We start from the raw sequence: 6890 nt of genomic DNA, 5'->3' as shown, positions 1-6890 counted from the left end.
TTCGCCAACATACGGAGCCGCGCGGCGGGCCGCTCATTAACCGCACGCGCTAGCCGGAGCCCCCTACCGCGCGAGCGGTTTCGTTCGTCGGCCACAAGGGGACGGTCGCCCGGTTCCGACGAAAGGTGGCTCCTGTGATGAAACCAGCCTTCGGCGCGCACGTGCACACTGCGAATGGCGCTTCAGGGTCTCTGTGATCCCATCAAGTCGACTATCCGTTCAACGGCACTCTGGCGCAACCCGGTCACCCGGTTCGGCAAAAGTTTGCCGCCCGATGTGGTCGTATTGCTGCTGTTGTAGCCGGCCCGGGCGGTCCTACCCGTGGTCGCGAGCCGAACGGGCCTGGTCAATCGCGGCAAGCAGGGCAGCCAGCGATACCGGCTTGCCGACATGTGCATCGAAGCCCGCCTCCAGTGCTTCAGTCACGTCTTGTGTGCGGCCAAATCCAGTCAATGCGATTGCCGGAGTGGTCGCTGTCGGGGGTAACCTTCGAAGTTTCGCAATCAGTTCATAGCCACTCATTTCTGGCATTCCGACATCCGAGAGAATGAGATCGAATGGAGCCTCAGCTGCTGCCGCGAGTGCCGCCTTCCCGCTGAGTTCGGAACGCACTTTCGCGCCCTCCATTTCAAGCAGTGCACGGAAAGCGTCTAGCGTCTCGGCCGAATCGTCAACCAGCAACACGCGCAAACCCTTCAGGATGCTTCCATCCACGTTCACACGGCGACCCTCCGAGGACAGCGGAGTCGCAACTTCTGGCAGTCTGACGGAGAATGTTGCACCCTTCCCGAGGCCATCGGATCTCGCCTCGATTTTTCCGCCATGCATTTCTACGAGTTGCTTTACCAGCGAAAGCCCGATGCCCAGGCCTCCGTGCTCGCGGGTGGCTCCGGTTTTGGCCTGGCTAAACATGTCGAAGACACGGGGAAGGAAATCAGGGGCGATCCCCTGGCCGGTATCTTCGACTTGCACACACACAAATCCATTGTCGGAAAAGAGGGTTACGTCGACTCGAGCGCCCGCCGGGGAGAACTTCAGAGCGTTACGGATGATGTTCCAGAAAATCTGCTCCAGACGGACCGGGTCGGCCTGTATCCGAACCGGGCCGTCAGCGCCCGATACGGATAAAGCAATGCCACCAGCGGCCGCGTCGGCTGCACTGGCGTCGATCACCGTACGCAGGATCGCCGAAATGTCAACGGGCGCCAGATGCAGCGCAAGTTTCCCGGTTCGCGCCCGCGACAGGTCAAGCAGATCGTCAATGATCTTTGCCTGCCCAACTACCGAGCGGAGAATCACATCGGTTGCTTCCTGAACGAGTGGACTTTCACGCAGTTGCGGCGCGCGCATCAGCATTTCCGCCTGTACGTGTATCAGGTTCAGAGGGTTCTTCAGTTCATGCGATAGCACCGCAAAGAATTCATCCTTTTGCCGGTTCGCCGAAACCGCGCGGGTCCGGACCCGCCGTTCGAGCTCAAGCTGATTAGTCTGGCGGCTTTCAGCACTTTTCCGGTCCGTAAGATCTCGCGCGATTTTGGCGTAACCCCTGAAGGCTTCCGTATCGATCGCGGTCACGACGCCGCTGCAATAGATCCGCCTGCCGTCCTTGCGTACATGCCACCTTTCATCGTCGGCGCGACCTGCACTTCTGGCCTTCTCCCTCTCGGCCAGTGGCACGCCCTGTTCCCGATCTTCCGGCGAGAAGATCAGATCAATCGGCTTTCCGATAGCTTCTGCCTCGTCATAACCGAACACGTTCTGCGCGCCCCTGTTCCAGCTGACGATCACGCCGTGCAGGTCCTGAACGATGATCGCGTAGTCGTTGGTGGTGAGTGCGGCAAACTTCAATCGCTCTTCGCTGGTTCGCGCCACCTCTTCCGCGCGTCGCCGCGCCGTGATATCGATCAGGGTCAGCACCGCACCCTCAATGCGATCGTCAAGTGTTCGGTACGGCAGCAGTCGCACAAAAAACCACTGTCCATCGTTCGTGCTGATTTCCCGCTCTGTCAGCTTGAGCGTATCGAATGCAGCGGCCGCATCTTCGGCAAGTTGCGGATAATTCAGGCGATGCCGGAGGTCCAGCAACGGCCGGCCGATATCGGTCTCGATCAGATTGAAAATACTGACTGCGGGCGCGGTAAAGCGCTTGATGCGCATGGCGCGGTCGACAAAGACCGTTGCAATGCCGCTCGACGCAATCAGGTTCTGAAGATCGTCGTGTGCCCTGGCTTCGTCTTCGACCTTCATCTGAAGCTCGGCATTCACTGTGACCAGTTCTTCATTGACCGATTGAAGCTCTTCCTTGCCGGTTTCGAGTTCTTCAGTGGCCGAGCGCATCTCCTCGTTGATGGCCTGCAATTCCTCGTTCGAGGCCTTCAGTTCCTGGGTCGACAGATTGGATTGTTCGATGCTGGACTGCAGGAGTTCTTTCGTGCGAATCAGTTCCGTTTCGAGCTGTGATACAACCCGGTCCTGTCCGGGGTGGTGAGCGTCGTTCGCCCTGTTCTCCGCATCCGCGTCGTCAGATTCGCTGAAGAAGACGGCGAGAATGTCGCCGCCTGCCATGTCGTCGTGGAATGGATGGACAGAAAGATTGACATGGGAATAGGCCCCGCCCCGGGAGAACCGCACCCGTTTGACTTCAATGCTTTTGCCATGCTGTAGCGCCTGATAGAGCGCGGTTCGAAGCTCGAGCCGCAGATCAGGATTCACGACGGTGAGCAGATTATGCGATGGCTCGCCGCCGACATACTGCAAAAAGCGCCCGACATTTTCGGACATGTGCAGGATTTCAGCGTCGCGGTCGACCAGGATGCTCGGTGGCGAGTAGTGCTGGATCACGCGCTGATGCAACGGTGCAAACGAAAAACTCGCAGGCTTGGGCAAAGGGTGTGCAGCCCCGACCGGCGAGGCGTGAAGGATTTTGCCGGCAGTTGCCGACGGGGGCGCGACTGAAACCCGGTGCGGGGCGGCTTTGGCGCGGTAAATGCGATTTTTCTTGTCGACCGGTGCAAACAGGTCTCCCGCAATCTCAGCGGACTCGGAACTGCCAAGAAAAAGGTATCCACCGGTCCGCAAGGCGAAATGGAAAGTCTGCAGCACCTGTCGCTGAACATCGCGGTCAAGATAGATGAGCAGGTTGCGGCACATTATGAGATCAAGTTGCGAAAAGGGCGGGTCGCGCAGGATGTTGTGCGCCGCAAAGAGGACCTTCTCCCTGAGCGCCTTGCTGACACGGTAAAAGCCGCGGGTATGGGCGAAAAACTGCCGAAGCCGGGAGGGCGGCACATCGGTCAGGATAGACTCAAGGTATCGGCCGGATCGCGCCGACTCGATGGCACGTTCATCGATATCCGTGGCGAATACCTGGATGCCCGGCTGGGTATGCTCTTCGCCCAACCGTTCGCATAACAGCATGGCAAGCGAATACGCCTCTTCACCGGTCGAGCAACCGGCGACCCAGGCGCGAACCTGGTCTCCATCATCTTTGCCCTCAAACACGCCGGGTATCACTTCCCGTTCCAATGCTTCGAATGCTTCCCGATCGCGAAAGAAATTCGTTACCCCGATCAACAGGTCTCGAAGCAACGCCTGGTTTTCATCAGGATGTCGTTCCAGAAACAGGAGGTACGACGGCAGATCGGGAAGCGTGTTGACCTGCAGGCGTCGTTCGATGCGTCGCAATACCGTTGCGCGCTTGTAGTGCCGGAAGTCGTGGCCGGTGTGGATCCGCAGTCCCTTCAGGATATCCTGCAACGCGCTGTCGGCCGTTGCTGCAGTGTTTTCGCTTGTAGGCACTGCTGCTATCGGAGGCTCTCCCTCGACCGCCGGCAGTCGGATCACCCGTGCATTGCTCCACAGTTCAATCAGTTTTTGCGGAAGATCCACGACTGGCAGCGAAAGATCGATGAGCCCCGTCGCGATCGCGTTTTGCGGCATCTCGCCGTACTCGGCATCGTCCGGATTTTGAGCGAGGGTGACGCCGCCACATTCCTTGATCCGGCCGATTCCGGCCGTACCGTCACTCCCTGTGCCGGAGAGGATTACGCTGACGGCCCGGCTGCCATGGGCGTCTGCAAGACTCCGGAAAAACCGGTCGATGGCCACCGGCCTGCCTGAAGAGCGCTCCGCTGGCGTCACGCGAAGGTAGCCGTCAAACATGGACAGGTCATTGGATGGCGAGATGAGATAGACGCTGTTCTTCTCGATGTGCGTGGGCTCGCGAACCTGCATGACAGGCATCGAGGTTACCCGCTGTAGTACCTGGTCAGCGCGGCTTTCGTATTTCGGGGAAAGATGCAATACGATCACGAATGCCATACCGCTGTCTGCGGGCATCTGCTCGAAGAGCCGGAGAAGTGCCTGAATACCGCCCGCCGACGCGCCGATGCCTACAACGGGGAAAACCGGCGAAGCGGACGGCGTAGGCGCGGCACCGGATTGGTCCGGGGCAGACTCCGAGGACGGGGTAGTAGGCATTGGAGAAAAAACCAGGAAATGAGGAAGAATCGGGCGGCGTCAGCGCGTGGAGGGTGCAAGGTAACTTCAGCGTACACCGGCCTGCCTAGGGAGGGAAGCAGAAGCCGCGATCACACCGGACCGGCAGATACAAGCCGGCAAGTGTTACCGAAATTGTCGCGGTGTAGTGCAAACCGGTAATAGTTCGGCTACATGAGGAGCAGTACCGCAACTTTCTTCCAGAGCCGACGCGCACCACACGTTCCGACGTCCTGCGCTGGCGCATCGCTTGGAGCGGTATCCGTCCGACTATTTGCCTGAAAACCGACGTTCAGCGAAAAGGCGCAAATGACTCTATCGGGTCGCTGAGAAACCCGTTGCCGTTCCCGGAACCCGGCATTCATCTGCAACGCATTGCCAAGACTGCAGAGTGGTATGTAGCAGCCGCACGGCGCCTGACCAGCCAGCGTCGGCTAAGGTCGATCGGATAGGGGTAGGAAACGGCGCTCGCCGTCCCCTCCCTCCGAACCCGGTGTGCAGTTTTCCCGCGACGGGCTCTCCAGTCAGTTGTTTCCACATCGGGATTGGCGCGCCAATCGATGAGCCTCGGACATCGTGAACAGCCCAAGATTAGCGAAGAAGGCATTAGGCCATCGGGTGTGATTGCGCAAGCATTTACCCTGACCCGGACGGTGTAACTGTCGGCGCAGGATCGCTCGCAGACGGCGGCGGACGAAGCCGTCAACCGACGAGCAGGTGTATCGGTGGGCATTCTGGAAATAGCCGAACCAGCCGCGTAGGATCGGGTTGATCGACGCAATGATGCCCTCGATCGAATCGCCCCTGTTACGCCTGGTCAGGGCGCGGATCTTGTCCCGCAGCCCCATGAGACTCTTCTTGCGCACCCAACGTTGGCCCGCCTCGAACCGGTAGCCCAGAAATTCGAACCCATGACCCTCCAACCGGCAATCCCCTACGTGGGTTTTGTCGGGATGCAGTGTCAAGCCGTTCGCATCCACCCAGGCCCGCATGCGAGTGAGCGCAGCTTCCGCTTCCCCACGTGTGCGGCATAACACCACGGCGTCATCCGCGTAGCGCACCATGACCAGCCCCGCCTGACGCATTTCCACGTCAAGTTCGTGCAGGTAGAGGTTTGCCAACAGGGCGCTGACAACCGCCCCCTGAGGACTGCCGGAAGTCGGCGTCCACCGCGTCATGTCTTCCATGATGTCTTGCTTGAGAAAGGACTGGATCAGTTCCAGTACCCGGCCGTCCGCGATTCGCCCGGCCACTCTCGCGAGAAGAGGTAGGTGCGGAATCGAGTCGAAATAGCTTTGCAGGTCGGCATCGACCACCCAGCAGTAGCCCGCTTTCACATGCCGGTCCACTTCGCGCAGCGCATCCTTGCAGCCCAAGCCCGGACGGAAGCCGTAGCTTCTTGGCTCGAACTCATGCTCAAAGATCGGCTCGATCACCAGCTTCAGGGCCGCTTGAACAACGCGGTCCTTCACAGCGGGTATACCGAGCGGGCGGCGTCCTTTGCCTTTCGGTATGTAGACGCGCCGCACCGGCTGCGGGCGATAGCTACCATCCTGCAATGCATGCGCCAGTTCAGCGAGGTATCGGTCCCGTGCTTGCGCGAATCGCTTCACGCTCATGCGGTCCACTCCCGCCGCCCCGGCGTTCTTCTCGACCTGAGCCCATCCCAGCGCGAGCGTCTCCAGGCGAAACACCTTGTCGATCAGACTATGCCATTTGCCTCCTTTAACTCCGTTTTGGAGAGCAGCCAACATAGCGTCCGTCCAGATTGAAGCCGACGCGAATTTCCGCTGCACGCAGCTTCCCAGCGCGTCTGCATCTTGTTTAGTCGTTTCCGACACTGGCGATGCTTCGATCTTCATCTCTGCTTCCTTCCGGTCTTTTGCTATCAACTTTCCTGCCCTGCTTCCCTAGTGCGCCTTTTGCTCTGACGCAGGTCTCCACGACTTAACGCTGCCGTGTGCAGTACTATCGGGACTCTGACTCCTGCCAGCGTTCACCTCGCCGACAGGTCTCCCCGCTTGCTTCGTGCCACCGTCCCATCGTTCCGTCCTCAACCACGTGGTACGCCACCGCACCGCTTTATCTGCCACGACAGCGTGCTGTGTTACTTCCAGGCTTCGCCACTTTAGTGCAGGCTCGCCGCCATACCCCGCCGAAACAGGTTCGTTAACCTACGGACCGACAGTTCGCTTCCGGTTACTCCCCACCCCGTCTCACGACGACGCAGTTACCTTCAGCTACGGAGCTGTGGCCAACTCCGGCGGGGACTTACACCCCGCAGATAGCACGCCATCACGGGCGTACACTAAACCGCTCGCGCGGTATGGGGCTCCGTTTGCGCCTCTGGCGGCGAATGAGAGGTCTGTGGCGCCAGTGCTTATGTTGGTGAC

General features: G+C 59.6%; 2 protein-coding genes. Both read right to left on the bottom strand.

What is annotated here, in order from left to right:
• Positions 1-315: 315 nt before the first annotated feature.
• Complete coding sequence (locus B0G73_RS39735; protein WP_106286477.1) at positions 316-4479, bottom strand: CheR family methyltransferase; 4164 nt, start codon at positions 4477-4479, stop codon at positions 316-318.
• Positions 4480-5021: 542 nt separating this feature from the next.
• Entirely contained in the window at positions 5022-6359 is a 1338-nt protein-coding gene (gene ltrA / locus B0G73_RS39730; protein ID WP_106286476.1) for a group II intron reverse transcriptase/maturase, read from the bottom strand.
• Positions 6360-6890 lie beyond the last annotated feature (531 nt).

The organism is Paraburkholderia sp. BL25I1N1 (genome assembly GCF_003002025.1).
In the GTDB taxonomy this organism is placed as follows: domain Bacteria; phylum Pseudomonadota; class Gammaproteobacteria; order Burkholderiales; family Burkholderiaceae; genus Paraburkholderia.
The sequence above is the reverse complement of the archived record's forward strand: the minus strand, read 5'-3'. Positions and strand labels throughout refer to the sequence as shown.